The organism is Massilia glaciei (genome assembly GCF_003011895.2).
Lineage (GTDB): Bacteria > Pseudomonadota > Gammaproteobacteria > Burkholderiales > Burkholderiaceae_D > Telluria_A > Telluria_A glaciei.
This window is the reverse complement of the sequence record NZ_PXWF02000225.1, coordinates 1-25936: the sequence shown is the minus strand read 5'-3', so window position 1 is coordinate 25936 and position 25936 is coordinate 1. Positions and strand designations below refer to the sequence as shown.

17 protein-coding genes are annotated in these 25936 nt (G+C 64.8%); 11 read left to right on the top strand and 6 right to left on the bottom strand.

The window, feature by feature from the left end:
* The first annotated feature begins 169 nt into the window (after positions 1–169).
* From C7C56_RS13730 to C7C56_RS13710, 5 genes are all read left to right on the top strand, one after another.
* On the top strand, positions 170–3874 hold the full coding sequence (locus C7C56_RS13730) for a TonB-dependent receptor (RefSeq protein ID WP_229458766.1): 3705 nt from the start codon (positions 170–172) through the stop codon (positions 3872–3874).
* Between the two features lie 118 nt (positions 3875–3992).
* Positions 3993–5522 (top strand): SEL1-like repeat protein, encoded by a 1530-nt coding sequence (locus C7C56_RS13725; protein WP_106757945.1) that lies wholly within the window; start codon positions 3993–3995, stop codon positions 5520–5522.
* A 447-nt stretch (positions 5523–5969) separates the two neighbouring features.
* Complete coding sequence (locus C7C56_RS13720) at positions 5970–8771, top strand: exo-rhamnogalacturonan lyase family protein (RefSeq protein ID WP_106757944.1); 2802 nt, start codon at positions 5970–5972, stop codon at positions 8769–8771.
* Positions 8772–8784: 13 nt separating this feature from the next.
* Entirely contained in the window at positions 8785–9465 is a 681-nt protein-coding gene (locus C7C56_RS13715; protein WP_106757943.1) for a DUF6250 domain-containing protein, read from the top strand.
* An 11-nt stretch (positions 9466–9476) separates the two neighbouring features.
* Positions 9477–10916 (top strand): glycoside hydrolase family 88/105 protein, encoded by a 1440-nt coding sequence (locus C7C56_RS13710; protein WP_229458765.1) that lies wholly within the window; start codon positions 9477–9479, stop codon positions 10914–10916.
* Positions 10917–11100: 184 nt separating this feature from the next.
* Here C7C56_RS13710 and C7C56_RS13705 read toward each other — a convergent pair whose 3' ends face one another.
* The 3 genes from C7C56_RS13705 to C7C56_RS13695 are packed head-to-tail and all read right to left on the bottom strand — an operon-like array spanning position 11101 to position 14058.
* Positions 11101–11799 (bottom strand): GDSL-type esterase/lipase family protein, encoded by a 699-nt coding sequence (locus C7C56_RS13705; RefSeq protein WP_106757942.1) that lies wholly within the window; start codon positions 11797–11799, stop codon positions 11101–11103.
* The gene (locus tag C7C56_RS13700) at positions 11796–12758 is read right to left on the bottom strand and encodes a glycoside hydrolase family 43 protein (protein WP_229458764.1); all 963 of its coding nucleotides are present in this window, start codon (positions 12756–12758) and stop codon (positions 11796–11798) included. The genes C7C56_RS13705 and C7C56_RS13700 overlap by 4 nt, the downstream gene beginning before the upstream one ends.
* 7 nt (positions 12759–12765) lie before the next feature.
* Positions 12766–14058, bottom strand: coding sequence for a rhamnogalacturonan acetylesterase (locus C7C56_RS13695; protein ID WP_106757940.1), 1293 nt, complete (start codon positions 14056–14058; stop codon positions 12766–12768).
* Between the two features lie 383 nt (positions 14059–14441).
* Between C7C56_RS13695 and C7C56_RS13690 the strand changes: the two genes are divergently transcribed.
* Positions 14442–15248, top strand: coding sequence for an NAD-dependent epimerase/dehydratase family protein (locus C7C56_RS13690; RefSeq protein ID WP_106757939.1), 807 nt, complete (start codon positions 14442–14444; stop codon positions 15246–15248).
* Between the two features lie 267 nt (positions 15249–15515).
* Here C7C56_RS13690 and C7C56_RS13685 read toward each other — a convergent pair whose 3' ends face one another.
* The gene (locus tag C7C56_RS13685) at positions 15516–17813 is read right to left on the bottom strand and encodes a TonB-dependent receptor (RefSeq protein ID WP_181373176.1); all 2298 of its coding nucleotides are present in this window, start codon (positions 17811–17813) and stop codon (positions 15516–15518) included.
* Between the two features lie 301 nt (positions 17814–18114).
* On the opposite strand from C7C56_RS13685, the gene C7C56_RS13680 reads away from it, so the two are divergent.
* Positions 18115–20064: a family 43 glycosylhydrolase gene (locus C7C56_RS13680; protein ID WP_106757937.1), complete on the top strand. Its 1950-nt coding sequence runs from the start codon at positions 18115–18117 to the stop codon at positions 20062–20064.
* 254 nt (positions 20065–20318) lie between these two features.
* Here the strand turns inward: C7C56_RS13680 and C7C56_RS13675 are convergent, their stop codons facing one another.
* Together C7C56_RS13675 and C7C56_RS13670 are read right to left on the bottom strand one after the other, a co-directional pair.
* Positions 20319–20972: a hypothetical protein gene (locus C7C56_RS13675; protein ID WP_106757966.1), complete on the bottom strand. Its 654-nt coding sequence runs from the start codon at positions 20970–20972 to the stop codon at positions 20319–20321.
* Positions 20969–21559: a ComF family protein gene (locus tag C7C56_RS13670; RefSeq protein WP_106757936.1), complete on the bottom strand. Its 591-nt coding sequence runs from the start codon at positions 21557–21559 to the stop codon at positions 20969–20971. Before C7C56_RS13670 ends, C7C56_RS13675 begins: the two co-directional genes overlap by 4 nt.
* Positions 21560–21787: 228 nt before the next feature.
* Between C7C56_RS13670 and C7C56_RS13665 the strand changes: the two genes are divergently transcribed.
* The 4 genes from C7C56_RS13665 to C7C56_RS13650 all read left to right on the top strand — a co-directional run bounded on the left by C7C56_RS13665 (position 21788) and on the right by C7C56_RS13650 (position 25794).
* Positions 21788–22558 carry an aldolase/citrate lyase family protein gene (locus C7C56_RS13665; RefSeq protein ID WP_106757935.1) on the top strand — a complete coding sequence of 257 codons (771 nt, stop codon included), beginning with the start codon at positions 21788–21790 and terminating at the stop codon, positions 22556–22558.
* Positions 22559–22751: 193 nt separating this feature from the next.
* Positions 22752–23648 (top strand): 2-hydroxy-3-oxopropionate reductase, encoded by an 897-nt coding sequence (glxR, locus tag C7C56_RS13660; RefSeq protein WP_106757934.1) that lies wholly within the window; start codon positions 22752–22754, stop codon positions 23646–23648.
* Positions 23649–23698: 50 nt separating this feature from the next.
* Positions 23699–24964 (top strand): glycerate kinase type-2 family protein, encoded by a 1266-nt coding sequence (locus tag C7C56_RS13655; protein WP_106757933.1) that lies wholly within the window; start codon positions 23699–23701, stop codon positions 24962–24964.
* A gap of 101 nt (positions 24965–25065) precedes the next feature.
* Complete coding sequence (locus C7C56_RS13650) at positions 25066–25794, top strand: GntR family transcriptional regulator (RefSeq protein ID WP_106757932.1); 729 nt, start codon at positions 25066–25068, stop codon at positions 25792–25794.
* Positions 25795–25936: the final 142 nt, after the last annotated feature.

Sequence of the window (25936 nt, the reverse complement as noted above, 5' to 3'; positions counted from 1 at the left end):
GCACAGTTTCCGCTCACTCCTGTGAGTGTTTTCCGCAAGATGCTCCATCGATGTTTTCCCGCAATAGACTGTAAGCAGTTCCACACGTACCCAAGAGGACGTGCAGCCAAGCTGGTTAATAAGAAATGATCAATAGGTCCGATTCGAGACCGACAATTGGAGATAGAGAATGCGAGAGAACACACAACAGCCGATGCGCCCCAACCGTCTGAGCTACGCCGTCTCGGTGGCGCTCGCGTTGATGGCCAACAACATCGCGATGGCGCAGGAAACCAAGCCGGCGCCGCCCCCCGCGCCGGAGGGCGAAATCCAGCAAGTGACGGTGGTCGCCACACGGGCCTCGCAACAATCGGGCATCGCCCGCAAAAAGAACGCGGCCACCGCGATGGACTCGATCGTGGCCGAGGACGTGGGCGCCTTCCCGGACCGTAACGTGGGCGAGGCGATCTCGCGCATCGCCGGCATCGCGCTCGAACGCGGCGACTTCGGCGAGGGCGTCAGCGTCGCCGTGCGCGGCAACTCGGCCGACCTGACCCGCGTCGAGATCGACGGCCAGGGCGTGCAGGCGGCCGGCGGCACCGACCTCAACGGCGGCGGCAGCGGGCGCGGCGTCGAGCTGCGCGAAATGTCGGCCGACCTGATCAAGAGCGTCGATGTGGTCAAGGGTTCGACCGCCGACATGACCGAAGGCTCGCTCGGCGGCGGCGTCATCATCAAGACGCGCACCGCGCTCGATTTCAAAAAGCCGTTCTTCTCGCTGCGCGCGGCCGGCTCGCAAGGCTCGCTCAACAAGAAGTGGTCGCCCGACTTCAACGTCATCGCCTCGCAAAAATTCATCGACGGCCGCCTCGGCGTGCTGGTCAATGGTTCGATGTCGGCCAATGTCAACGAGGGCCATTCATCGCAGGTCGCCACCACCGCCATTTCGGGCTATTCGCGCAACATCGATTTTGACAACTCGCCCGACAAGACCTTCGCCTTCAATCCGTCGACCGTGTCTGCGGACGACCCGGCCTCGACCACGACCACGCGGGCCACGCCGATGATCGCCGGCGGATTTTTCAATGCCGCCACCCCGCTCGAGTTGGTGACCCGTTCGGCCGCCGCGCAGAGCAAGGCCGATTGCTACGCCGCCTTCCCCAACCTGACGGCGGCGGAGCAGGCGTCGATCAGCGCCGGCACCAACCGCAACGGCGCCATCAACCACCGCGGCAACGAGTTGATGACGTGCCTGAACCAGTGGAACGACTACACCCCGTCGAATCTGCGCAATTTCGTCAAGCGCCAGGAGGACAAGCGCAAGAACATCGACCTGCGTTTCGATTTCAAGGTCAACAACGCGCTGACGGTGTACGCCAAGGGCAGCCACAACAAGCGCCGCATCGACGACAACCAGCTGACCTACGGCCTCGGTGGCCTGAACGTCAACACCGCCGTGGCCAACAGCCCGAGCTACCTGGGACCGACCTTCACCGATTCGGCGAGCGGGGTGCGCTCGGCCGTGCCAGGTTCCGGCTACTATGTGTACGACAACATGAGCTTCAGGACGAACGCGTTTCCGGCCAAGGGCGCGGTGGCCAACGTGGTGCCCGGCTCGGCCGTGGTGGACGCCAACCACCACGTCACCAAGTTCACGATCACCGACGGCAGCGCGGCGACCGACCAGATCCACAACGTGATCGAAACGAGCTCGACCTACTTCCAGACCGGCGGCACGTACAAGAGCGGCGGCCTGCTCGCCGAGTTCTTCGTCGGCGACGCCAAGTCGGACTTCAAGCGCGGCGACAAGCGCACGGCGTGGAGCTACAACTACGGCGAGGCGACGCTGGCCGTGCTGCCGAACGGCTTGTGGGGTTACTCCTTCCCGGCGGGCAGCTCGTTCGACCAGACCAACGCCGCGCTGTACGCCGACACGCGTCCGGCCACCGTGAATACCGCGGCGGTCGCGCTCGGCCCCAACAACACGGTCGCGGTCCCGGCCTACACCATCGCCCAGCAGGCGAGGCTGACCCAGGCGCCGCAAATCAGCTTCTCGCCGCAGATCAAGGACACCCGCGAAAGCACCGCCAAGCTCGACCTGACCTACAAGCTCAGCGAGAAGGTGCCCTTCCTGACCCGCGTCAAAGGCGGCATCAACCTGCGCGACTCGTCCGGCAACAGCTGGGGCGGCGGCGGCTACACCTACCAATCCCAGTCGGGAACCTTCGGACAAGCCAACTATGTTGCGCCGATCATCGTGCCGACGGCCAATATCCGCGGCTCCTTCGTCGGCTGCACCAACACGCCCGGCTCGCTCGGCGCGGGCGGCAATCCGTGCGCGACCGGCTTCGTTCCGAGCAGTAACCCGCTCAACGTGCTGTCGGGCCAGACCGTCATGACCCAGGCGCAATTCCAGGACATCCTGACCCATTCGATGACCCAGGGCCCGAGCTCGCAATTTTTCGGCGGCGCCAAGGACCGTCCGGCCGACTTGCTCAACGGTTGGAACCAGATCGACGTCGAGAAGGTGTTCGGCCTGGTCGGCTCGCCAAACGTCAATTACGACTGCGTCAAAGAGTGCATGGCCAACGACGGCAAGGTGTACGAACAACCGGTGGGCAAGTTCAGCGAGCGCGTCGCCTCGGGCTACCTGATGACCGATTTCGCCCTCGACCAGATTCCGTTCACCGACCGCGCTTTGCCGTTTGGCATGGAGTTCGATGGTAACTTCGGCTTCCGCTACATCCGCACCCGCGTCCACGCGACCGGCAACATGGGCTTCACCTCGATCCTGGTGACCCCGTCCTACGATCCGCTGCGCCCGACCGTCGCCGGCGGCTTCACCAGCAACACGGTGATCAAGGCTACCTCGCTCGATGCCAGCAGCACCGACATCCTGCCGATCTTTAACACGGCGCTGTGGCTGATCCCGGACCGCCTCGTGACGCGCTTCAACCATGCCAAGACCGTGGCGCGGCCTCCGATATCGGCGCTGCTTCCGGCCGGCACCTGCACCTACGACCAGCGCAAGATCCTGGCCGAGGAGGCGGGCGGGGCAGAATCGAGCATGACCTGCAGCGGCACACTCGGCAACCCGGCGCTGCAGGCTCAGCGCAACGTCAACAAAAACCTGAGCTTGGAGTGGTACCCGAACAAGGACACCATGTTCTCGATCGCCGCCTTCAAGCAGGTCGGCATCGTCGGCCCGGCGGTCGTCGTCGGAAGGACCAACATCAAGATTTTCGAAGGTTCCGACTACGTCGATCCGGCCACCGGCGCCAAGCTGTCGGACCTCGAGTTCGACCATTCAACCCGCGAAAACGGCCCCGTGACCACCCGCAAGGGTTTCGAGTTGGCGACCAAGACGGCGTTCACCTTCCTGCCATGGAAGCTGCGCTACACCGGTTTCGACATGAACTACACGAAGCTGCGCTCGGCCGTGTCGTCGGTCAACATCGTCGACCTGATCACCGGCGACCCGCTGCCGCCGGCGCGCGAGTCGAAGTACTCGTACAACGCCTCGCTGTGGTATGACGACGGCAAGTTCTCGGCGCGCGTGGCGTTGCAGGCAGTCGATTCGTATTTCACCTGCATCGCCGGTTGCGGCGGCAACACGGTCAACAACTACCCGAACGCAGGCGGTGGCCGCGTCACGGTGTTGCCGTACAACCCCGGTTCGCCGAACTTCCGCGACGCGACCCGCTTCATCGACGCCAAGATCTCCTACAAGTACAGCAAGAACCTCGAGTTCTTCGCCGAGGCCCGCAACCTGGGCCTGTCGACCACCTCGAACAGCCAGGGCGTCTACTCGCCGTTCGCCGATGGCACGCCGAACCTGCTCGACTACGCTTACGCCGGCCGCCGCATCATGATTGGCATGAACTTCAGGAACTGATGTCCCCCGGGCCCCGTGCAAGCGGGGTCGCTTTCACAGCCCCCGAATCGGTTTTGCCGGTTCGGGGGATTTTTCGGTTTAAGAGACACAGAAGTTCAACTCCCTTGAGAGGCAGTCAATGAAAGATCGCCGTACTGTTTGTGATAATGGTCGCCCATCGTTAAAGCTCGCGGCCTGCTCGGCCCTCGCGCTGGCATCTCTGGCATCACTGGCGTCGCTGGCACCGGCCGGCGCCGCGCCAGCCGCCGCCCCGCCTGCCACGCCCGAAATATCGGTGGTGACGGTGCTCGGACGCATGCCCGCGCGCCGCGCGCCGGAGTTGCTGCGCCTCGACCGCGCGTCGGCCTCATCGTGCGCCTACGATTTTTCGTCGGCTGGCGACGAGTTGATCGACAGTTATCTGGACAGCTTCCATAGCAGTGGCAGGAGCGGCGACTTTGGCGAGATGGGCGTCTCGCTCGAAGGCGAGTTTGTGCCCAACGGCACCGCCTTCAATGACGCCAGCCCGTACGGGGACGCAAGCCGCGATGGCCCCAGGCTAGATGGAATCGACGCCGATGGCCGCGGCGGTGCATGCACCCAGTCCGCGTACAACGAGGCCGGCGCGCGCAACCAGATAGCGCGCAAGGACAAGACGCTCGACCAGGCGTATGCGGCGTACGACGCGCGCGACTACGCGCTCGCGCTGCGCACCTTCAAGGTCTCGTACAACAAGGTCGGCTGGGACGAGGCGGCCCTGATGCTCGGCTCCATGTACCTGGCGGGGCAGGGCACCGCGCGCGACCCGAAGGAGGCGATCGCCTGGTACATCAAGGTGGCCGAGGCCAGGCGGCTGGGCACCCATTACAGCAGGTTCAATCCGTCGAATCCCGAATACGCGAATCCGCGCATCCAGTCGCAGCTGCATCTGGCGCAAATGTACATGGAGGGCGTCGACGTGCCGCGCGACCCTGCGCGCGCGCGCGCCTGGTACCAGGAGGCGGCCGACCTGGACCACGTGCCGGCGATGTTCACGCTCGCGCGCATGCTGCAAAGCGGCTATGGCGGCGCCAAGGAGCCGGCCAAGGCGGCCAAGCTGTATGCCGGGGCGGCCAAGGCCGGATATCTGCCGGCGCAGTATGTGATGGCGCGCCTGCACCAGGCGGGGCAGCTGGTGCCGCAGGACGCGCAGGCCGCCTTCGACTTGTTCCAGCAGGTGGCCGTCAATCCGCGGGCGGGAAACCGGAAGATCCACGCCGAGTTCGCGCTGGCCCAGGCCTACGACGAGGGCATCGGCGTCAAGGCCGAGCCGACGCGCGCGCTGGCGTTTTACAAGGTGGCCGCGGTCGCCGGCCACGCCGGCGCGCAGAACGCGCTCGCCACCTATTTTTACAAGGGCGAGCAGGTGGCCAGGGATCTGCCGCTGGCGCGCAAATTGTTTCTGGCGGCCGCCGTGCAGGGGTCGGACACCGCCATGTCCAGCGCCGGGGCCATGTTGTATCTCGGCGAAGGGGGCGCGAAGGATCCGGTGCAAGCGCTGGCGTGGCTGCGCCTTAGCGCCAAGTTGGGCAATGAGCAGGCCGCAAACACGGCCAGGATCGTCGAGAAGCGGATGACGCCGGAGGATGTGGCGCGCGCGGAGGCGGTGTTTAAGGGCGGTGCGAAGTAACCATGCTGCCGGATTGCGTGTCGAGCATTGTGAATTTGTGATTTCAGGGTAGGGCACGGCAGGAATTGTTTTAATTCCCGCAGTTCAAAACGGGGATTAGATTTTGTGAAGCCCCGTGATTGCATGTTCATCATGGGTTCCCGCGTACGCGGGAATGACGGTTGAGCAGCTTGGTCGGGCGGTTGCTCGCCTCCTGGGTTCCCGCGTACGCGGGAATGACGGTCGAGCAGCTTGGTCGGGCGCTCGCTCGCCTCCTGGGTTCCCGCGTACGCGGGAGTGACGTGGATTTTGATTGCGCATTCGCGCTGTCAACGGGGTTTGTTGATCATCCGCGTCAAGTCACGCCCGGAATCAATCAGTCAGCTGATTCTTTCCGGGTAGGGGATTCGACGGGCAGAGCGCTCGCATACAATCAATTCTCCACGAGAACTAGTCCAAGAGTCCGTCATGTCGTTCCTGTCCCTAGCGCTGCGCGCCTGTGCCGCCGCGCTGATCATTACCACCCCCGTCCTGGCGCAACAAGCGCTTGCGCCCGCCGTCGGTGGCGCCGCCGGGGGGCGTGCCCAGGTAACAGTCAACTGGGTCGGCGATGCGCCGCCGCTGGCCACCGGCGTGAGCTGGGGCGTGCCGTGGCCGCAGGGCGCGGTGCCAAAGAGCCAGGCGTTCGCGCTCACCGGACCGGATGGCAAAGCCTTGCCCGTGCAGACCTGGCCACTGGCCTTTTGGCCGGACGGCTCGCTCAAGTTCAGCGGCTTTGCCACGGTCGCGCAGGCGGCCGGGCCGTATGTGATCTCGGCGGCATCCGAAGCCGCGCCCGCCGCGCCTGCCCCGGCGTTGAGCGTGCAACAGGGCGACGGCTTCGTCGATATCAACACCGGCGCGACGAAGGTGCGCGTGGGAACGCGCGGCACCGATTTGATCCAGACGATTTTTGTCGATGGCCGCGAGGTGGCCCGCGCCGGCCGCTTGGTCGGCCTGGTGCAGCAGGGGCCGGACCCGGAGGAGGGCGCCATGCCGGCGCGCCAGGCATTCGCATCGACGATCGACAAATTCACGATCGAGCAACGCGGGCCGGTGCGCGCCGTGATCAAGGTCGAGGGCAAGCACAAGCTGGCCAAGGGCGGGCGCGCATGGCTGCCGTTCTCGCTGCGCCTGTACTTCTACGCCGGCGACGCGGCGATCCACGTGGTCCACACCTTCATCTACGACGGCAACCAGCAAAAGGACTTCATCCGCGGCCTCGGCCTGCGCTTCACGGTTCCGATGCGTGAAGAGGTCTACAACCGCCACGTCGCCTTCAGCGGCCGGGACGGCGGGCTGTGGATGGAATCGCTGCAGCCGGGAGACCTGAACGCCGACCTGCGCCAGGTGGCCGGCCAGAAGATCGAGGGCGGCCGCTTCTACGGCGTCAAGGAGAAGGAGCAACTGGCGATCTGGAACGACTACAAGCTGGTCCAGCCCTCGCCGAACGGCTTCAACATCGTCAAGCGCACCGGCGCCAAGAGCACCTGGGTGTTCTCCGACGCCGGCACGCACGCCTCGGGCCTGGCCTTTGTGGGCGACGTCTCGGGCGGCCTGGGCGTGAGCGTCAAGGACTTCTGGCAGAGCTTCCCGACCGCCTTCGACGTGCGCAACGCCGCCGGCAAAGCGGCCGAGCTGACGGCCTGGCTCTGGTCGCCCGAAGCGCCGGCGATGGACATGCGCCACTACGCCACCCGAGCCTACGGCCTGTCGGCGACCTACGAGGACGTGCAGGAGGGGATGTCGCAAGCCTATGGCGTGGCCAGGACCAGCGCGTTCACGCTGTACCCGTCGGCCTCGGTGCCGGCCCGCGCGCAGCTGGCGGCGATGGCCAAGGCGGGCAGCGCCCGCGCGCTGCTGGCCGCCAGCCCGGCATATCTGCAATCGGCCAAGGTGTTCGGCGTGTGGAGCCCGGTCGACCGTTCGACGCCGGCGCGCGCGACGATCGAGGACCGGCTCGACTCGGTGCTGGCGTTCTACCGGCGGCAGCAGCACGAGCGCCACTGGTACGGCTTTTGGACCTACGGCGACGTGATGCACAGTTATAACTTCAAACGCCACGTGTGGAACTACGACCATGGCGGCTTCGCCTGGGACAGCACCGAACTGGGCAGCGTACTGTGGCTCTGGACCAGCTACCTGCGCAGCGGCAGCCCGGAAGTGTTCCGCATGGCCGAGGCGATGGCCCGCAACACCAGCGAGACCAATGTCTACCACCTAGGCCCGATGAAGGGACTCGGCTCGCGCCACAACGTGGTCAAGTGGGGCGACGGTTCGAAGGAGGCGCGCATCAGCCAGGCGGCGCACTGGCGCCCGTTCTACTACCTGACGACCGACGAGCGCATCGGCGACGTGATGCGCGATCAGCTCGAATCGGACAAGGGCATGGTCAAGTTCGACCCGATGCGCCTGGCGCAGCCGGTGCTGCCGCAGGATCCCAAGTATCCGGGCCGGATCCGCATCGGCCCCGACTGGTACGTGCTGGCCGGGAACTGGATGACCGAGTGGGAGCGCAGCGGCGACCCCAAATGGCGCGACCGCATCAACGCCGGCGTCGATTCGATCCTGCAGATGCCTTACTGGCTGCGTTCGGGCGTGCTCAACGGCCTCAACCCCGACCTGGGCGGCAGGATCGGCCCGCTCAAAGGGCGCGGCAGCATGACCGTCGGCTACGATCCGGCGACCGGCAAGCTGTTCCCGATCCCCGACCCGATCGCCAAGCAGCAGGTGCCGGTGCTGTACAACCTGGCCACGATCCAGGGCGGGGCGCAGGTGATGTTCGAGCTGGTGCCGCTGCTGGGGCGCGAGGATTTCGCCGCCGCCTGGCTGCAATTCGCGCGCCTGGGCGAGGCGCCCGGCGACGTGCTCATCAAAGACAAGACGACCGGCACCGAGGGCGCGGATGGCAAATACGTCGAAAAAGCCCAGGGCGGCCCGCGGCTGGCCGCCTACGCCTACGCGCAGACCGGGAACCCGGCGTTTGCCAAAATCGCCATCGACAACATGATCCGCTGGCGCGGCGCCGCGCCGCTGCCTTTGCAGGGGCCCGACGTGCTAAGTGCGACCACCGAAGCGATTGGGGTATCGACCAACGATGCGGCGCAGTCGGGGCTGACGATGATCGAGTCGCTCGCCTTGCTGGGCGACGCGCTGCCCCACGCCTTGCCGCCGCCGCCGCAGTCCGAGCGCCGCCGCCAGTCCGCGCCGGCCGCGGCCACCAAAAAGTGAGGGGGGAGCCGCCATGCTGATTTCGCTGTTGGCCGCCGCCGCCATGGCGCACGCCGCGCCCGCCGCCTGCACCGCGTGGGGACAGCGCGGCGCGCCGCTCCACCGGGACGACTTCAGCGGCCCGCTCGCCGGCTATGTGAGCGAGTACGCCAAAAAGCCCGGCAACGTGGTCGCCAACCGGGACGGGCGATTGCTGATCGACGTCGATTCGGGCGCGACCGTCTGGCTCGACAAACGTTTGTCCGGCAATGTGCTGATCACGTACACTCGGCGCGTGGTGATGGGCGGCGCGAAGAACGACCGCCTGTCCGACTTCAACCACTTCTGGATGGCGCAGGACCCACAAAATGCGAACCTGTTCACCCGCAGCGGCAAGTTCGAGGACTACGACAATCTGAATATGTACTATGCCGGGGTTGGCGGCAACACCAATTCGAGCACGCGTTTCCGCCGTTATGGCAACGGCCAGCGCGTGATATTGGGCGAGCATCTCGACGCCGCCCACCTGCTCAAGCCGAATCGCGACTACAAGGTCGAAATCGCCGTCTACGAAGGCTGCACGCGCATGCTGGTCGATGGCGACGAGTACTTTTCATACCGGGATCCGCAGCCGTTCACCGGCGGCTATTTCGGATTTCGCACGACGTGGTCACGCCAGACCATCGACAACTTGAAGATCTATCAACTCGAATAGAGGAAACTAAAATGAATGAGACGAATTTGATGAATGCCTCAAAGCTGCGCCGCCGCCTGACAGCTGCGCTCGTGGCCGGCCTGTTCCCGGTGGCGCTCAACGTATCTGCCCAGGAGGCGCCGGTCGCCCAGGAAAAGGGGCCGGCCGCCGCCGACGCCATGCTCCATGCGCTGCAGGTGCAGTATTTGCACCCCTACCGGGCGATGGACACGGCCTCGGTGAAGTCGGTGCTGGACCGCGTTTTCACCTACCTGGACCGGGTCACCCCGGCCGAACTGATCAACAAGACCACCGGCGCCGCGGTCACCGATCTGTCGCGCGCCGATCCCGACACGGTGCTCAAGCCGGGCGACTTCCGCCTGACCAGCTATGAATGGGGCGTGACCTACGCCGGCATGCTGGCCGCCGGCGCCGCCACCGGCGACGCCCGCTACACCAACTACACGGTCAAACGCCACCAGTTGCTGGCCGACCTGACGCGCCTGTACGCGCCGGCGGTCAAGGCCGATCCGGCCAACGCGCAGGCGCCGATCAAGAGCTTCCTGAACCCGCACGCGCTCGACGACGCCGGCGCCTTGTGCATGAGCTTCATGAAGGCCAAGAACATGGGCTCGAAGGTCGACTACGGCCAGCTGATCGATATTTGCGGCAGCTTCGTGACCGAGAAAGAGTACCGCCTCAAGGACGGCACCCTGGCGCGCGGCGGGCCGGACGGCAAGGGCGGCATCAAGATGCGTCCGCTGCCCAACACGCTGTGGCTCGACGACATGTTCATGGGCGTGCCGACCATCGCGCTGATGGGCAAGTACACCGGCAAGGCCAAGCATTACGACGACGCGGTCAAGCAGGTGCTGCAGTTCTCCAAGCGCATGTTCAACCCGGCGCTGGGCATCTACATGCACGGTTACGTCGAAGGCGCGAGCTCGCATCCGGAAATGCACTGGGCGCGTGCCAACGGCTGGGCCATCATGGCGATGGTCGAGGTGCTCGACGTGCTGCCCAAGACGCACAAGGGCTACAAGGCGGTGGCGGCGCAATTGCGCGCGCACGCCGACGGACTGGCCTCGTTCCAGCACAAGGACGGCCTGTGGCACCAGCTGATCGACCGCAACGACTCCTACCTGGAGACCTCGGCCAGCGCGATCTACACCTACGCGATCGCGCGCGCGGTCAACCGCGGCCACCTCGACAAGGACATGTTCGGTCCGATGGCCAACCTGGCCTGGAACGCGGTGTCGGGCAAGGTCAACGCCAAGGGCGAGGTCGAGGGCATCTGCGTCGGCACCGGCATGGCGTTCGATCCGGCCTTCTACTACTATCGTCCGACCAGCGTGCGCGCGGCGCACGGCTACGGCCCGGTGCTGCTGGCCGGCGCCGAGATCATCGAGATGAACAAGAAGTTCAAGTTCGGCATCAACGACAGTGGTTTGATGTATCAGGGCGAGCGTTAATTGGCAGCTGGCGGCCCGGTGTCAAACCGGGCCGTTTTTCGCCAGACCGACGCATCAGAAGTTTGGACGCACAGTTCGCTGGCCTGAAGGTTTGCACTTCGCGTATAGGCAAGTTCAGCATGGGTCCCCGCTTTCGCGAGGATGACGTTGGACGATTTCTGTGATTTTTATACCACCTAATTTGTTACTTCTTCGCCGGAGCGGCAGCAATCGAGGCAAGCAGGGCATTCAGCTCGGCCGCCCACATCTCATAGCCCTCGGCCGTCAGGTGTAGCTGGTCCTTGCTCAAACCCTTCCAATTGTCCTCACCCCGTGAGAACTTGGCGCTGATGTCGAGGAAGAATATCGACTTATTGTCCGCCAGCGGCGCCAGCTGGGCGTTCGTCGGCGTCATCTTGTCCACACCGCGCCGGCTCGGCAGCACGCCCATCAAAACCACCTTGATGCCCGGGTATTTATTTTGCACCGCGCCGATCAGCACCTTCACCCCGGCGCTGATGTCCTCGGGCGAATCCGACATATTGTTGGTGCCGATCATGAGTACCGCGACCTTGGGCGCCAAGCCCGCCACGGGGAGATTCTCGAGGCGCCACAGCGCGTGCTGCACCTTGTCCGCGCCAAGGCCGAAGTTGAACGCGCGGTGCTCGTAGTGTTGTTTCCAAACCGGTGAACCGGCGCCCCAGCGCCATTGTTCGGTGATCGAGTCGCCAATGAAAATGAGGTCGAACGCTTGCCCCTTTTTGAGCGCCACATAGTCGCCGAAATAGGTCTGGTAGGGCACGCGCGCTTGATAGTTGCGGTCACTGGCGACGGTGGTCTCTGGCCCCGCCCATGCCGTGTTAAGGGACGCCGCAAGCAGCGCGGTTATCAGGAGTCGTTTCATGGTGCCTCTTTCGTTTGATTTGTCGGGTTGGCGCGCAGCGCGGCAAGCAGCGCCGCCGGAACGGCGATTGCGGTGCCGTGGCGCATGCGCTGCGCCGTGCCTTCGTCCGGGAAATGCATTTTCTCGCTGACGTCCTCCCAGTTTTCCAGGTCGCGCGAGCGCAACGCGCCGTAGCGTTTGGCCGTATAGGCGTCGTAGTACACGAGCACGTCACCGCCGATTTGCAGCGCGGTGGGCCCCTCGACCCACAGCCCCCGCTTGGTGAAGGGTTTGCCGAGTGTGCCGAACGGGCCTTGCAGGTCGGCAGCGGCCGCCAGTTGCAGGTATTTGCGCGGCGGATGGCGCGTCTCGTCCTTGACCAGCAGGGTCGACTTGCCGCCGGCGCGCAGGAAGGTGGCGTCGATCACGCTAAAGCCCGGATCGTAAAACAGCTTGGTCGGCGCAAAATGTGCAAAATCCTTGGTGGTCGTGAAGTACATCCGGTGGTTGTACTTTTCTTCGGATGATCCCTCGGTCAGCGGGAATTTTCCCGGTACAGTGGAGGCCCAGAAGATCAGGAATTCGCCGCGCTTTTCGTCGTAGGTGATTTCCGGCGCCCAGGCGTTGAGCACCGTCGGCTCGTGCCCCATGACGGGCAGTTCCTTCTGCTCGGACCAATTGACCAGGTCCTTCGACGATGCGTAGCCGATGTTGTTCTCGTTCCAGCCCGAGGTCCAGACCATGTGATAGACGCCGTCGGGGCCGCGCACGATGCACGGGTCGCGCATCAGGCGCGACTTGCCGACCTTGGGCGCGAGGTAGCTTTTGCCGCCACCGAGCTTCTCCCAATGGTAGCCGTCGTCGCTGGCGGCGAGGTGCAAGCCGTCCTGGCCGTTTCCGGTGAAGTAGGTGAACAGATAGCCGTCGGTGGCTTGGGCGGCCCCGCAGGCGAGCAGGAACATCAGGGGAAGTAGGCGCATTTTCATCTCATTTGTTGGATTCGTCGCCGAGCGGGCGCACTGTGGTAAAGCCGGGGCTGGCCGGCACGGCGAAACTCTCGACCGGATCGGGACGGGATGGATCGAAGCTGCCCGCGTCGTCGGCCACGAAGGCGGCCACCGCCAGTTGGTTCGCGCGCAGGCCCGACACCACTGCCTTGGCCAACTGGTAGCTGCCGTAGTTGTTGTGGTGGGTGTTGTCGGTGTGCCCGGGCCTTGGCTCGGCGAACGCGCGCTTCGATTTTTCGGGGCCGAGCGCCTCGTAGAACGGCTTGCTCATCGCGTTCAGGTCGATGAAGGCCACGCCCAGCTCCTGCGCCACCTGGCGCGCGGCGTCGGCGTAATCGATCAGCGACGGGCGCACCTTGCCGCGTTCGTCAAAACTGCGGCGCTCCATCGGCGAGATGATGACCGGCACGCCGCCGTGCGCGCGCACGCCGGCCACATGGGTGCGGATCTCGGCCTTGTAGGTCGTGAACGGGCCGCCCTTGCCATCCTTGATCTGCTTCTGGTCGTTGTGGCCGTACTGCATCAGCACGGTGTCGCCCGCCTGCATCACGCTGAGGATCTTGTCGAGCCTGCGCCGGCTGATCGACTCGCGGTAGGTCTCGCCCGATTGGCCGAGGTTGGCCACGCCGATGCCCGGCTTGAGAAAGCGCGGCAGCATCTGGCCCCAGCTCGCGTATGGCTCGTTCGACTGGTCGCATACGGTCGAGTCACCGAGCAGGAACAATGTCGGCGTCTTGACCGGCACGATCGCGATCGCGCGCACCGACGGATTGACGCCGGTGAATTCGAGCGTCAGCCGCTTGTCCCACGACCTGGCCTCGCCGACCGACTCGCGCGGCACCTTGAGCGCGACCACGCCCGGGGCGATGCCGCGGGCGGCCTTGATCTGCGGCGTGCGCACATTGACGGTGAAGGTGCGCGTGACGTACTGGCCGGGCAGGGTGCGCACGTTCTCGAGCATCAGGCGGCGCAGTTCGGCCTTGACCGTGGTGGTCGAGGCGGCGTGCGGGGCGCCAAAGGTGATGGTCACGTTGTAGTTGCCTTCCTCCAGGTCGCTGCTGAAGAAGAAGGGCTTGCCGGCACCCTCGGGTCCGGCCTCGAAACCGAATCCGCGTGCGGCGTTGTAGGCCATGCCGGGCGCGACCTCGCTTGCCACCGCGCCTGGCTGGCCCGAACTGAAGGTGAAGCCGCGTGTGGCGCCACCATGCGCGCACGCGGCCAGGGACAGCGCGAGCGCAAGCGCCAGGGGCAGAGCGCGTCTCGGGTACGTCATTGCCGCGCCAGAAGTGGGATGGGGACGGCACGCGGCTGCGCGATGGAATGGTGTCATATTGTCTCGTGCGTATTTTTATAGGTGTGGAAAGCTCCGCTGTATTCTAGGTGAGGCGGGAATGGCTCGCGCGTCGCGACGGGAAACAATCAGGGTCTTGATCGATGCGCGCGGCCATGCGGCGGGGGCCGATCCGCGCCGGCAATCACGACGGATCAAGTTTGTGATTATTTTTGTTTTTAATCAGTCATCGGCAATCAACAGTTGTACGATGACTCAAAATGTCGCCCCGGCAATCGGGGGCGCGCCGCTTTGCCCACGCAAGCACGCACCTGCTTGTGCGATCCGGCGCCGATCAACCAACGAGCACACAACGAGAGCAAGCCATGACAAAACCATTCAAACGCATTTTGCTCACCGGCGCCGCCGGCGGCCTGGGCAAGGTGCTACGCGAGCGTATCAAGCCTTGGGCCGACATCGTGCGCCTGTCCGACCTGGCCGATATGGGGCCGGCGGGCGAGGGCGAGGAGGTCGTCCAGTGCGACCTGGCCGACAAGGCCGCCGTGCTGGCCATGATGGAGGGTGTGGACGCGGTGCTGCATTTTGGGGGCATCTCGGTCGAGGCGCCGTTCGACGCCATTTTGCAGGCGAACATACTCGGCACAGCCAATCTGTACGAGGCGGTGCACAAGATGGGCGTGCGGCGCGTCGTGTTCGCGAGCTCGAACCACGCGATCGGCTTTTACAAGACCACCGACATGATCGACGCCGACGATCCGACCCGGCCCGACACGATGTACGGCGTCTCCAAGTGTTTTGGCGAATCGCTGTCGCGCTATTACTACGACCGTTTCGGCGTCGAGACCGTGTGCCTGCGCATTGGCTCCTCGTTCCCGGAGCCGCTCAGCGCGCGCATGCTGGTGACCTATTTCAGCTACGACGACCTGGTGGAGGCGCTGCGCTGCTCGCTCATGGCGGCGCGCGTCGGGCACACGATCATGTTCGGCATGTCGGACAATCCGGGCAAATGGTGGGACAACCGCAAGGCGGCGCATCTGGGTTTTGTCGCCAAGGACAGTTCGACCAAATTCAACGGAAAATTCCCTCCGGATGGCAATTACCCGGCGGCGGACGACATTGGGTCGATGTATCAGGGTGGGCCGTTTTTGCTCAATGGGCCGCAGTACAACTAGGAGGCCCCCGTCTTCCTCGCGAATGCGCAGTTTCCGGCACTGAAGGTTCGAACGGCACGTATAGACAAGCTCAGCATGGGGCCCCGCTTTCGCGGGGATGACGTTAACTATTTTATCTATGAAGATCAGCAGCTCGACTACTACCGCGTTGAACAGCAGTTTTCTCGCGGTGCGATGTCAAGGAAATTATCCCGGGCAGCAGTGCGCTTACGCGACGATGACTTTGGCTGTCTTATCGATGGAGATCGGGTTTTCGGTCTCTCTGGCTTACGGAAGGCCACCACCGCCTGGCCCGCCACCCGGACCGCGCCGGCCGAAGCCCTGGCCGGCGCCCACGCCACCAAACCTGTACATCAGCCCCAGATACATCACCCGCCCGTTCGAACGCGAGATCGTGGTGTCCTTGATCGTGTCGGTGTCGGTGACCGTCTCCGATTTGCCGGAGTCGAAAACATCGGTCACGTTGGCCACCAGGCTGAGCGCCGGCGTCAATGGCCGGCGGTAGCTGAAGTTGCCCGTCGTGGTGGCTTGGCGGTAGCCCTGGCGCGCCAGCGTCTTGCCTTGCGCGTTTAGCGCGAACTGCATCTGGCCAATCGTCGGATGCTGGTAGTTCAGGCGCAAGCGCCCGCTCTGCGATGGCGTGCTGCGCTTGGCGTCCGAGTCGGCCGTCGCGTTAAAAATGCGCTGCTCGGTGTAGACCAGATTGCCCGAGGCGTTGAGCGTCAGTTGCGGCGTGAGCTTGCCGCGCACGTTGAATTCGAGTCCGCCGGACTGGTTGCTGCCGGCGTTGTCGCGCGTGGTCAGAAGCACGGTGTCGCTGATGAACACCTTACGCTCGGAGATGATCCCGCTGTCCTTGCGGTAGTAGCCGCGCAGGTTGGTGTCGATCGCGCCGAATTTGCTCTCGAAGGCCAGTTCGAAGGAATCGGTGCGGGTCGATTTCAGGTTCGGGTTGCCCGACGAGACGTTGAATTCGTCCCGGTACACGACGAAGGGATTGAGGTCGTTCGCGCCCGGACGGCGGATCCGGTGGGCGTAGGTGAAGCGGATGTCGGTATCCTCGGATGCCACGTAGGAGACAAACATGCTCGGGATGAAATTGAGATAGTTGTTGCTCGCCTCGGTCCCACTGGTGAGCTGCTTGACATCCATAGTGGTGTGCTCGGCGCGCAGGCCGGCCTGCACGCCCCATTTCGGGCTGATGCGCAGCTCATACGAGCCATACAGGGCCAGATTGGTCTGGTGCAGCGCAAAGCTGTTGCTGCGCAGCGCGTTGGGGCGCTCGGCGCCGGTCACCGGATCGATGTCGGCCAGGCGGGTGTCGATGGTGTTGCGGTCGCTGCCGGCCTTGTAGCCGATTTTGAAGATGCCGCTCTCGCCCGGCAGCTCGTAGTCGCCGGTCAGGTCGACGAGGCGCGTTTCCGACGCGTTGGCCTGGCGGCTTTGCTGGGCCCCCGTGGCGCTTCCGATCGCGTACAAATTCGCGAACGCGTTGTCGTTTTCGTTGTTCGCCGACGACACGCGCAGGTCCATCTTACCGACCTCGCCGCGCGAGTCCCCCCTGTGCTCGAAGCGCACGCTCAAGCCCAGGTTGTCGTTCCCGCCGTCGCGCCGGGTGCTGCGCACGTAGTCGCGGTAGGCCGCGCCGTCGGTGCCGTAGCTGACGTAGCGGTCGGTCCCGTCGCGCTCGTTGCTGTTGCGCGAGTAGCTCAGGCCCGCGCCGAAGGTGTCCTTGTCGCCGAGGTTGTAGGTGAGCGAGGTGTTGAATCCGGCCGTGTCGTGCGCTTCGTCGCCCTTGCTTTCCTGGGTGCTGCGGGTCGATGTGCCCTTGACCGGGTCGATGCGCAGGCGGTCGGCAAAGCTGTCCGGGGTGCGCACCTCGTGGCGCAGGTAGGCGGCGCCCTGCACGCCGAAGCGGCCCGTGTTGTAACTGCCCGACAAGAACGAATTGTAGCGGCCGTTCGTGCCGCCATTGGCGCTGACGGAACCGAATCCGCCCGCCCTGCGGGTGCGCCGCATGACCAGGTTGACGATCGGGCCGCCGCCGCCGTCGTTGCCGAACTGGGCGCCCGGATTGTTGATCACCTCGACCGACTCGATGTCCTCGGCCGGCAGCGAGTTCAGGGTCGCGCCGCGGTTATCGCCTTGCATCATCGCCGATCGTTTGCCGTCGACGAACACCTGGACGTTGGTGCTGCCGCGCAGCGTCACCGTGCCATCCGGGTCGACCGCGACCGAGGGCACATTGTTGAGCGCGTCGGCGGCCGAGCCGTTGCTGGCGCCTACGTCGGTCTTGACGTCGTAGACCTGGCGGTCGATGCGGTTGCTGGGGCGGTTGGCCGACACCGTCACCGTCGCATCGGAAGCCACCTCGGCCGCCACCGGCACTGCCGGGGCCTCGGGCTTGGCTTCGACCTTGTCCTCGGCCTTCACGGCAGTCGCGGCGTCCTTCTTGTCGGGTTTGGCCACGACGACGGGCTTGGCCACGACAACCGGCAGCGCGCCCGTTTGCGCGGCCACCGGCAGCGCCAGGCAGGCCAGCGCGCCGGTGACGGCGAGGGTCACGACGGCGCGCGAGAAAGGGAGGGGGGAGTGGGGCGCAAGCAGGTCAGGGTTCATCGCAAGGAGGATAAACAGAACAGTTCGCCATGTATACGGTGAAACTGTCCGCGACGGAAGAAAACGCAGAATAATCAGCCATTTGAGAATAATCAATACACCGGTTTGTCGCGCGCGCCTTTGGTCAAGTAATTGATTCTTTGGTGTCGGGCATCCGGCCAGCCGCCTTCGATGCGTAAAATATCGCGGTGGTTGAAGCGACAAGCACAGGCCGAATATTTGGCCGACACGCACGGGAGCCTGATCGATGAAAGCATTGCTGCGCGCGCTGGCCTGCGCGCTCATACTGGTAAGCAGCGCGGCCGCGCTCGCAACCGACTTCGCCAATCCGCTGGTGCGCCAGCGGGCCGACCCCCATGTCGTGCTGCACACCGACGGCTACTACTACTTCACCGCCACCGTCCCCGAGTACGACCGCATCGAACTGCGGCGCGCGCGCACGCTCGACGAACTGGGCAAGGCCGAGGCGCGCGTGGTGTGGCGCAAGCACGCGGGCGGTCCGATGAGCGCCCACATCTGGGCGCCCGAGCTTCATTTCATCGACGGCAAATGGCATATCTATTTCACCGCCGGGCGCGCCGACGCGATCTGGGAGATACGTCTTTACACGCTCGTCAACGGCGCCGCCAATCCGCTCGAGGGCGAGTGGACCGAGCGCGGCCAGCTCAAGACCGGCTGGGAGAGCTTCGCGCTCGACGCCACCACCTTCGCGCACGCCGGCCAGCGCTATCTGGTCTGGACCCAGCGCCCGGCCGGCAAGGACCAAAAGGCGACCAACATCTACATCGCAAAAATGGACTCGCCGACCTCGATCAGCGGCGCGCCGGTGCTGCTGTCGACGCCGCAGCACGCGTGGGAGAAGGTCAAGTACCAGGTCAACGAGGCGCCCGCCGTGCTGGTCAAGAACGGCAGGGTGTTCCTGACCTATTCGGCCAGCGCGACCGACGCCAGCTACAGCATGGGACTGCTCACGGCCGGCGCCGGGGCCGACCTGCTCGACCCCGCTTCGTGGCACAAGTCGGCCGAGCCGGTGTTCCGCTCCAGCGATGCCAACGGCCAGTTCGGGCCGGGCCACAACGCCTTCACCACCACGCTGGACGGCAAGACCGATGTCCTGCTCTACCACGCGCGCAACTACCTTGACATCAAGGGCGACTCCTTGCGCGACCCGAACCGCCACACGCGCGCCCAGGTGATCGACTGGCGCGCCGACGGCAGCCCCGACTTTGGCGCCCCGGTCGCCGACCGCGGGCACGTCGCCGCCAAGCCCTTGTTCCGCGACCCCGTGTTCGACGGCGCGGCCGATCCGGTCGTGGTGCGCAACGTCGAACGCGGCAATTGGTGGATGTTCTACACCAACCGCCGCGCCACGGCCACCGGTTTGCCCGGGGTGGCGTGGGTGCACGGCACGCGCCTTGGCATCGCCGAGTCGAACGACGAGGGCGCGAGCTGGCAGTATCTGGGCACCGCCGACATCGCGCTGCCGCCCGAACTGGGCGGGCGGGACGCGACCCATTGGGCGCCCGACATCGTGCGCGCCGACGACGGAACTTACCACATGTTCCTGACCGTGGTGCCGGGCGTGTTCACCGACTGGAAGCATCCGCGCCACATGGTGCACCTGACCAGCACCGACCTGCGCGCTTGGCGCAACGCCGAAACGCTCAAGCTGGCGGCCGACCGCGTGATCGACGCCGGCGTCGCCCGCCTGCCCGACGGCCGCTGGCGCATGTGGTACAACAACGAGCGCGACCGCAAGTCGATCTATTACGCCGACAGCGCCGACCTGTCGCATTGGGAAGACCAGGGCCGCGCGGTGGCCGACCAGAGCGGGGAGGGCCCGAAGGTGTTCCAATGGCGGGGCGCGTGGTGGATGATCAGCGACGTGTGGCGCGGGCTGGCGGTGTACCGCTCCGCCGACGCGCGCAACTGGACGCGCCAGCCCGACAACCTGCTGCAGCGGCCGGGGCAGGGCAAAGACGACCAGGTCATCGGCGGCCACGCCGACGTGGTCGTCAGCGGCGGGCGCGCCTTCCTGTTCTACTTCACGCATCCGGGCCGGCGCGGCGCCGATGCCAAGAAGGACGGTCTCGAGCAGCGCCGCAGCGCGATCCAGGTTACCGAGCTGCTGCCGGCGGGAGAGTGGCTGCACGTCGAGCGCGACCAGCCGACCAACGTGCTTTTGCGCGCCAACTGACCGCGTCACGGAATGTCCAGTTTTTGCCGGGAGGCTTTGGTCGGACGGATTGCAAAGCAATCCGGGCACCGCAAATTATTCGCAGCGATTCACGGCGCGAAGGGGCGTCATAACGCGCTATGGCGCCGACGAGGGCGGTCTGCAAGAACGCCGAGGCGGCAACACGCCGGCCCGACTCGATCCAATTGTTACAGATATTTTCAACGGCTCATGATGGGGCGACACCGCCTCCGAATCACGGCATATTTGATTCGTTAAGTTGCGGCTGGCTCAATCGCCGAATCAACACTTTGCTTTGCCGAAGTCGCGGTTGCCTGGTTGGCCAATGCCGCCGCCTCCTCCTTGCATAGCAGGATTCGCGACTGTAACTCGCGCGAGCGTAGCGTGGCAATCTTGTCGAGCAGACCGATCTTGGTGTCGGCCTTCAGGCGGGAAGCGTCGGCCATATGTGCCACTAACGACTCTAGGTCGGCGACCTTGACCACCTTGTGGAATGCCTTGTCTTTATTGATGAAAACGGTGGAATTTCGCTTACGCGTCAGCAATTCAATCACGTTGCTCAGCGTGCCGGTGCTCTTGGCATCCCAGATCATCAGGCCGACGTCGGCGTCCTTGGCCATCTCGATGTCCTTGGCCGTGAAGTAAGCGCGGGATCCGGGCTTGTGATAGGTGGCCACGCTATTGATAGGCCAGTCGCCAAGGTTGTTACGCGGCCGGCCGCCTACGCAGTATACGGTGACGTTTCTGGCGCCACTTTCATGCAGGAACTGCTGTATGGCAGTGTCGGCGCCGTCGGCGTCGCCCACAAGCACATGATGGCCCAGTTCGATGATGTTCACCAATCGCACCTGCGCCACCGGGTCCAATTTCTTTATGGCTATCGATCCTGCAACAAAGACTGTGCTCATCTTGGGCGCCTCCACGTTAATGCGGCCACATAAATGTGGCTTATTTTCTCACAGTTGCGTAGGACACGGCACGCTGCATCCAGAGACGCGCCGGTTTCGAACAAATCGTCGACCAGAAGAATATTCTGGTTGCCGTCTCCATCGAGGTCACGCGCCAAGCTGAGCTTTCCGCGCAAAGCGGCATCCTTTTCAGCTCGTGTGGGGAGATCTTTTAAAGACTTGGAACCGGCGGCCTTGATTAAAAAGCCTTTTTCGACAGGTACCCTCAGCATCGCCGCGATATAGGCCGCCACCGCGTTCACTGGCTGCCTCGTCCTTGGTGTACTGGAGGCCATTGGCACCACGCGGGCGATGGCAGGAAGAAGCGGCAGGATATGGGCATAGACCGCTTTAGCCAAATCGGGAACTTGACTAAAGTCGCCATGGTACTTTAGCTGATTGACCGCCGCGCCCATCTCTGTGTAATCCATGTCGAATTTTTGATGGCCGTTCGCATAAAAACCATCGGGTCTCCCGCCAGTGGAATGTTGGTCTAAAACAAAGCCTGCGTCCCATTCGCCTTGAATTTTTTTCAACTGTACCTGCATGACATTCCCCCTTTGTTGGCCTGACTACCTGTTCTAGTTGTTTGGAAGTTGCTGCCGATCGTTATTCAAGTGCAAAGCGGACCAGTACGCGAACGCTCAATAGAGTGACTAAATTGCAATGATGCTCGCTTTTTATCCATCCATGTTGTACGATATCGTATGACCTAATTAAAGACATGCGCTAGCCGAAGGGCGTCGTGTTCGATTCATCAATTTCCGGGGAATTCAATGAAGCTACCGATCAACGATTTCAAGCGCGGTCTTAAGAGCGGCCAACTGCAACTGGGCCTGTGGTCCGGCCTGTCGAACAACGTCACCGTCGAAGTGCTGGCCAACGCCGGCTTCGACTGGCTGCTGCTCGACACCGAGCACTCCCCGAACGAACTGCCGCAGGTCCACTCGCAGCTGCAGGCGATCTCGCACGGCAAGGCGCATCCGATCGTCCGCCCGCAATGGAACGACACCGTCGTCATCAAGCGTTATCTCGACCTCGGCGTGCAGACCCTGCTCATTCCCTTCGTGCAGGACGAGGCCGAGGCGCGCAGCGCCGTCGCCGCCACCCGCTATCCGCCGCTCGGCGTGCGCGGCTACGCGGCGGCGGCGCGCGCGTCCAACTACGGCCGGGTCAAGGACTACCCGACCCTGTGCGAGGACGAGTTGTGCGTGCTGGTGCAGGCCGAAACGCCGCAGGCGCTCGCCAACATCGAGGCCATCGCCGCGGTCGACGGGGTCGACGGCGTCTTTATCGGCCCGGGCGACCTGGCCGCCTCGATGGGCCACATCGGCAACACCAAACACCCCGAGGTGGTGGCGGCTATCGAAGACGCGATCGTGCGCATCCTCGCCTGCGGCAAGGCCGCCGGCATCCTGGCCAGCGACGAGGCGCTGGCGCGCCGCTGCATCGCGCTCGGCTGCACCATTGTCGCCGTCGGCAGCGACGTCGGCATCCTGGCGCGCGGCGCCGAAAACCTCGCCGCCAAATTCAAGGCCGCGGCCTAAGGACTCATAAAACAATAAGTTGGACTTTTTAGCTGGCCGAAGCCGGCGCACTGCGGCGTTGCCGGCCGCTTGCAGTGCTCGCACTGCGGCGCGACAGGCGCCTTGCATTGCATCCGGCTGCGGCCGCTAAAAATCCAACTTATTGTCTTACGAGCCCTAAGCCAGCCGTCAACAACCAAAAAAGGGAAACATCATGAGCAAAGTAGGATTTATCGGTCTTGGCATCATGGGCGCGCCGATGGCGGCCCACCTCCTCAAGGGCGGGCACCAGTTGTTCGCGCACGCCCGCAAGCCGCTGCCGGCCGACCTGGCCGGGCAGGGCGCGGTCGCCTGCGCCTCGGGCCGGGAGGTGGCGCAACAGGCCGACATCATCTTCATCATGGTGCCCGACACGCCGCACGTGGCCTCGGTGCTGTTCGACGAGGGCGGCGTGGCGCAGGGCCTGTCGTCGGGCAAGATCGTGGTCGACATGAGCTCGATCTCGCCGATGGAGACCAAGCAGTTCGCCAAGCGCGTCAACGCGCTCGGTTGCGAGTACCTCGACGCCCCGGTGTCGGGCGGCGAGGTCGGCGCGCGCGCGGCGAGCCTGACCATCATGGTCGGCGGGACCGAGCGGGCCTTCGGCGCCGTCAAGCCGCTGTTCGAGTTGATGGGCAAGAACATCACCCTGGTCGGCGGCAACGGCGACGGCCAGACCACCAAGGTGGCCAACCAGATCATCGTCGCGCTCAACATCGAGGCGGTCGGCGAGGCGTTGCTGTTCGTCTCGCGCATGGGCGCCGATCCGGGCAAGGTGCGCCAGGCGCTGATGGGCGGTTTCGCCGCCTCGCGCATCCTCGAGGTGCACGGCGAGCGCATGATCAAACGCACCTTCGACCCGGGATTCCGGATCGAACTGCACCAGAAGGACCTGAACCTGGCGCTCACCACCGCGCGTGCGGTGGGCTTGTCGCTGCCAAACACGGCCACGGCGCAGGAATTGTTCAACAGCTGTGCGGCCCACGGCGGCAAGGCGTGGGATCATTCGGCACTGGTGCGCGCGCTCGAGATGATGGCCAATTACGAAATCGGCGCGCCGGTCCCCCAATAACGCCGGTCCCTCAATAACGCCAGTCCCTCAATAACCCTACGGAGCCGTCCATGACCGATTCCCGCCTGCTGTTGCGCAAGATGTTCGACGCCGCCGTCGAAGCGGCGCAGTCGTCCCACTGCCTGCCGCCGCATCTGCCGCCGCCGCCACGCGGGCGCACGCTGGTGGTCGGCGCCGGCAAGGCCTCGGCCGAAATGGCGCGCGTGCTCGAGCGGCACTGGCCGGGCGAGCTGTCGGGGCTGGTGGTCACGCGCTACGGCTACGCGGTGCCGTGCGAGCGCATCGAGATCGTCGAGGCGGCCCATCCGGTGCCCGACGAGGCCGGGCTGGCCGCCGCCGGCCGTATTTTGGCGCTGGTGTCCGGCCTGACGGCCGACGACCTGGTGATCTGCCTCATTTCGGGCGGCGGCTCGTCTTTGCTGGTGCTGCCCGGCGACGAGCTGACGCTGGCGGACAAGCAGCGGATCAACAAGGCGCTGCTCAAAAGCGGCGCGACGATCGGCGAGATGAACTGCGTGCGGCGCCACCTTTCGGCCATCAAGGGCGGGCGCCTGGCGGCGGCCTGCCATCCGGCCAAGGTGGTCACGCTGCTTATTTCCGACGTGCCGGGCGACGACCCGGCCGACATCGCGAGCGGCCCGACCGCGGCCGATCGCAGCACCTGCGCCGATGCGTTGGCGATTTTGCGCCGCTACCGCATCGACGTGCCCGACAAGGTGCGCGCGCTGCTCGAGAGCGGACGCGGCGAGTCGGTCAAGCCGGGCGACCCGCGCCTGGCCGCCAGCGAGGCGCGCATGATCGCCACGCCGCAAATGGCGCTCGAGGCGGCGGCCGCGGTCGGACGCGCGGCCGGGGTGCCGGTGCACATCCTGGGCGACAGCATCGAGGGCGAGGCGCGCGACGTCGGCATCGTCATGGCCGGCATCGCGCTGCAGGTGGCGCGGCGCCAGCAACCGTTTGCGCCGCCGTGCATCCTGCTCTCGGGCGGCGAGACCACGGTCACCGTGCGCGGGCAGGGGCGCGGCGGGCGCAATGTCGAATTCCTGCTCTCGCTGGGGATCGCGCTGGGCGGCGAACCGGGCATCCACGCGATCGCCTGCGACACCGACGGCGTCGACGGGCAGGAGGAGATCGCCGGCGCCCACCTGGCGCCGGAGACGCTGGCGCGGGCCTGGGAGCTGGGCATCAAGCCGCGCGACAGCCTGGCCGACAACGACGGCCACGGCTTCTTCCAGGCGCTGGGCGACTCGGTCGTGTGCGGGCCCACGCTGACCAATGTGAACGATTTCAGGGCGCTGTACATAGGCGTAAAGTAGCCGCCGGCCTGCGCCTTGGAAGGGGCCTCTCGTGGGCGTGGGAGGGGTGCTGATGTGTTAGTATCCTACCATTCGAATTCGCCGCTTCTCGCTTGGTAAACATGACCGTCGACACACTCCCAGGCAGGTTCCAACTCGACCGTTCGCGCAACGCGACGGTGCAGGTTTTTGAACATCTGCGCGAGATGATCGTAACCTTGGCGATCAAGCCGGGCACGGTGTTGCCGAGAACGCAGCTGGCCGACTACTTCAAGCTGTCACTGACGCCGATCCGCGAGGCCCTCGCGCGCCTCGAAGAGGAGCGGCTGGTCGATATTTTCCCGCAACATCAAACGCTCGTCGCCAACATCGACCTGACCTCGGCGCGCCAGGCGCACTTCTTGCGCATGTCGCTCGAGCTCGAAATCGTGTCGGTGCTGTCGCAGCCGGCCAATCCCGCGCTCGGCAAGAAGCTGCTCGATCTGGTCGCGCGCCAACGCAGCTGCCTCGACGCGGGCGACCTCGAGAACTTCACCCGCATCGACATGGAATTCCACAAGACCCTTTACCAGGAAGCGCAACTGGGCGATCTGTGGACGATGATGCGCAGCAGCAGCGGCAATCTCGACCGCCTGCGCAGGCTGCATCTGCCGATCGTCGGCAAGGCGCAGTCGATCATGGGGCAGCACACCGTCATCGCGCAAAGCATCGGCGACGGCGATGCGGCCAAGGCGCGCGACAGCGTGCGCGAACACCTGTCCGGCACGCTCAATGTCCTCAACGCGTTGCGCGACAAGCATCTCGACCGCGTCCTGCCGGCGGATTATTCGCCCCGGGAGCATTCGGCTTAACTGCCGCATCCGTCACTTGGTGTGTGCGTACCCAGGTTCCACCTCGCCGTCCGCGGCCAGATGCCCGGTGGCCCAGAGCACGCCGCGCGCGAGCAAATCAAGATAGCGCGGGTCGGCCCAGGGCAATTGCATCAAAATTCAG